General features: G+C 75.3%; 3 protein-coding genes and 1 pseudogene. 1 reads left to right on the forward strand and 3 read right to left on the reverse strand.

Going from position 1 to position 2,981, the window contains the following annotated elements:
* Positions 1–200 precede the first annotated feature (200 nt).
* Positions 201–767, forward strand: a complete 567-nt coding sequence (locus tag PV350_RS45840) for a cysteine hydrolase family protein (RefSeq protein ID WP_499515661.1) — start codon at positions 201–203, stop codon at positions 765–767.
* Between the two features lie 52 nt (positions 768–819).
* Here PV350_RS45840 and PV350_RS45845 read toward each other — a convergent pair whose 3' ends face one another.
* From PV350_RS45845 to PV350_RS45855, 3 genes and pseudogenes are all read right to left on the reverse strand, one after another.
* Positions 820–1,605 (reverse strand): GNAT family N-acetyltransferase, encoded by a 786-nt coding sequence (locus tag PV350_RS45845; protein ID WP_500339223.1) that lies wholly within the window; start codon positions 1,603–1,605, stop codon positions 820–822.
* Between the two features lie 48 nt (positions 1,606–1,653).
* On the reverse strand, positions 1,654–2,766 hold the full coding sequence (locus PV350_RS45850) for an XdhC family protein (protein WP_499515659.1): 1,113 nt from the start codon (positions 2,764–2,766) through the stop codon (positions 1,654–1,656).
* An 8-nt stretch (positions 2,767–2,774) separates the two neighbouring features.
* Positions 2,775–2,981 (reverse strand): annotated as a pseudogene (locus tag PV350_RS45855) (hypothetical protein); the annotation flags it as partial.

Below are 2,981 nucleotides of genomic sequence, written 5' to 3' on the forward strand. Positions count from 1 at the left end.
CAGCCGTTCCCATTCAGCATCGCTCAAGTCACCCCGCCCCATGTCCACATCAACGACGCGGACGGCGAGTAGTCACATGATCGTCCGGACAAGTCCTAGTCCTCCGGCGACCCGGGGCCGGGCCGACCGGGCTCGATTGTCGGTGGCCCGGCCTAGGGTGGGGACGACACAGGCACCGCGACGAGAGACTGGAAGTCCCCATGACGACCCTTTCCGACCGTCCGAACACCGCGCTGCTCGTCATCGACGTGCAGAACGGGGTGGTGGCCGGCTCCCACAACCGGGACGACGTCATCGCCAACATCAACACCCTGCTCGGCAAGGCGCGGGCCGAGGACGTGCCCGTGATCTGGGTGCAGCACTCGGACGAAGGCCTGCAGAAGGGCAGCGAGAGCTGGCAGTACGTGCCGGAACTCGTGCGCGAGGAGCCGGAGCCGCTGATCCACAAGCGCTACGGGGACTCCTTCGAGGACACCGAGTTGGAGGCGGTGCTCGCCGACCGCGGCGTGGGCCGGCTCGTCGTCACGGGTGCCCAGACCGACGCCTGTGTCCGCTCGACCCTGCACGGCGGGCTCGTCCGGGGCTACGACGTCACGCTCGTCGGCGACGCGCACACCACGGAGGACCTCAGCGCCTACGGGGCACCGGCCCCGGAGTTGGTGATCGCGCACACCAACCTCTACTGGAAGCACCAGAGCGCCCCCGGTCGCCGCGGCGGCACCGTCGACACCGCGGACGTCTCCTTCGCCGCGGCCGGGACGGGCTGAGCCCTCCGGGCCGACGACCCGTGGGTCCCCGGCGGCGACCGCCCGTCGGGGCTCACGGCGCCGTCCGGTGGTGGTAGGCGCACAGCTCGCTGAAGCCCGCCCGGTCGTAGAGCCGCGCGGCGGGGGCGTTGTCGCGTTCCACCTGCAGGTACATGCTGTCCGCGCCCTGCCCGGCGGCCCAGTGCGCAAGTGCGGCGAGGACCGCGCGGGCCGCGCCCTTGCCGCGGGCGCCGGGGAGGGTGGCCATGCCGAACAGGCCCGCCCAGCCGGTGTCGGCGACGGCGCGGCCCACCCCGACGGCCTCGCCGCCGATCGTGGCGCACGCGTAGGCCGAGGGCCGCTCCACGCGGTGGAGCAGGTCCCTTTCGGCACCGGAGCCGCCGTGCACACCGTGCACCGCGCGCCACACGCTGAACCAGCCGTCCGTGGGGCGGTCCTCCAGCCGGACCGGCGGGGCGGCGCCCGCCGCGGCCTGCTCGCGCACCTGGGCGGTCCGCGCCGTGCGCAAGGACATCGGGCTCCCGGGGCGGTAGCCGCGCCCTGCCGGGAAGGCGTCGAGTCCGGGCGGGCAGGCCCCCGGGCTGATCCGGAACCGGGCGGTGGCATCGCGGGCGGCGTAGAACTCCGCGACCGTGGCGACCCGGTGGGCCAACCGGCCGGTCACGTCGGCCCAGTGGGGCAGGACCGTGCCCACCCACCAGGAGCAGCCGGGGGCTTGCCGCAGCCACCACCCCTCGGTGACCTCGACGTACGCGGCCGGAAGCGCGCGGGCCGCCCGCTCCTGCAGAGCGCGCAGGGTGTCCGGACCGCCCACGGTGGACGGCGACGAAGCCGGCACGCTCACCCTCCCGATCCACGGGGCTCGGTCCCCGCAGGTCATGGCCCGTCAGCGGGCGCCGTGTCCCGCGTGGACCGCCGCGGCGTGGATCGGTCCCGTCGTGCCGCTGAGCGGGGACCCGGAGCCGCCGCGCCTCCCGGCGATGATCTCGGCGGCGATGGAGACCGCCGTCTCCTGAGGTGTGAGGGCGCCGATGTCGAGGCCGATCGGCGAGCTGAGGCGGGCGAGTTCGGCGTCGGTCAGGCCCGCGTGCCGGAGGCGCTCGAGGCGGTCCTCGTGGGTGCGCCGGGAACCCATCGCCCCGACGAAACCCAGGAACGGGAGGCGCAGGGCCACCTCCAGCAGCGGCACGTCGAACTTCGGGTCGTGGGTGAGGACGGCCACCATCGTCCGGGCGTCGACGCGGCCCCCGGCGGACTCGGCGGCGAGGTAGCGGTGCGGCCATTCGACGACGACCTCGTGGGCGTCGGGGAAGCGGGCCGCGGTGGTGAACACGGGGCGCGCGTCGCAGACCGTGACGCGGTGGCCGAGGAGCGCGCCCTGGCGGGCGAGGGCGGCGGCGAAGTCGGTGGCGCCGAAGACCAGCAGGCGCGGCGGTGGCGCGTAGGAGCGGACGAAGACCCGCCGTTCGCCGTAGCGGCGCTGCGCGCTCGTGCCGCGGGCCAGCATGGCGCGGGCGTCCCCGGCCACAGCCTCGTCGAGGACGGCGGAGCCGAGGCCGCCCGAGCGTGCCCCGGTGCGCACCACCATGCGGGTCCCGGCACCCGGACCGGCGACCACCGTGGCCACCGCGACCGCCCGGCCCGCCGCCATGTCGTCGAGGACGGCGGGCAGTTCGGGGAAGGTGGCCGGGGAGACCGGCTCGACGAAGACGTCGATGGTGCCGCCGCAGGTAAGGCCGACCGCGAAGGCGTCGTCGTCGCTGATCCCGTACTGGTGCAGCTGCGGCGTCATCGTACGGACGACCTCCCGCGCCACCTCGTACACGGCGGCCTCGACGCATCCGCCGGACACGCTCCCGGCGACGTCGCCCTCGGCGGACACGGCCATCGCCGCGCCCGGGGGACGGGGCGCGCTGCGGTAGGCGCCGACGACGGTGGCGAGTCCGATCGTGCGTCCCGCCGCGTACCAGGCCCGGAGCGGGCCCGCGAGCTCTCGCACCGCGGGCCTCAGACGAGCCAGACGATGAGCAGGACGAGCACGACGACCGCGACGGCGGCCGGGATCGCCCGCTTGAGCACGGCGCCCTTGGCGACGCCCATGAGGTCGATCGGCTCGGGTTCCGCCGTGGGCCGCACCGGGCCGGGTGCCGTCCCGGGCGCGGGTGCCGGGCTTTCGGCGTCGCCTTGCGAGCCCCCTTCCGCGGCCCCTTCCCC

The sequence above is a fragment of the Streptomyces sp. PA03-6a genome (assembly GCF_033792765.1).
Lineage (GTDB): Bacteria > Actinomycetota > Actinomycetes > Streptomycetales > Streptomycetaceae > Actinacidiphila.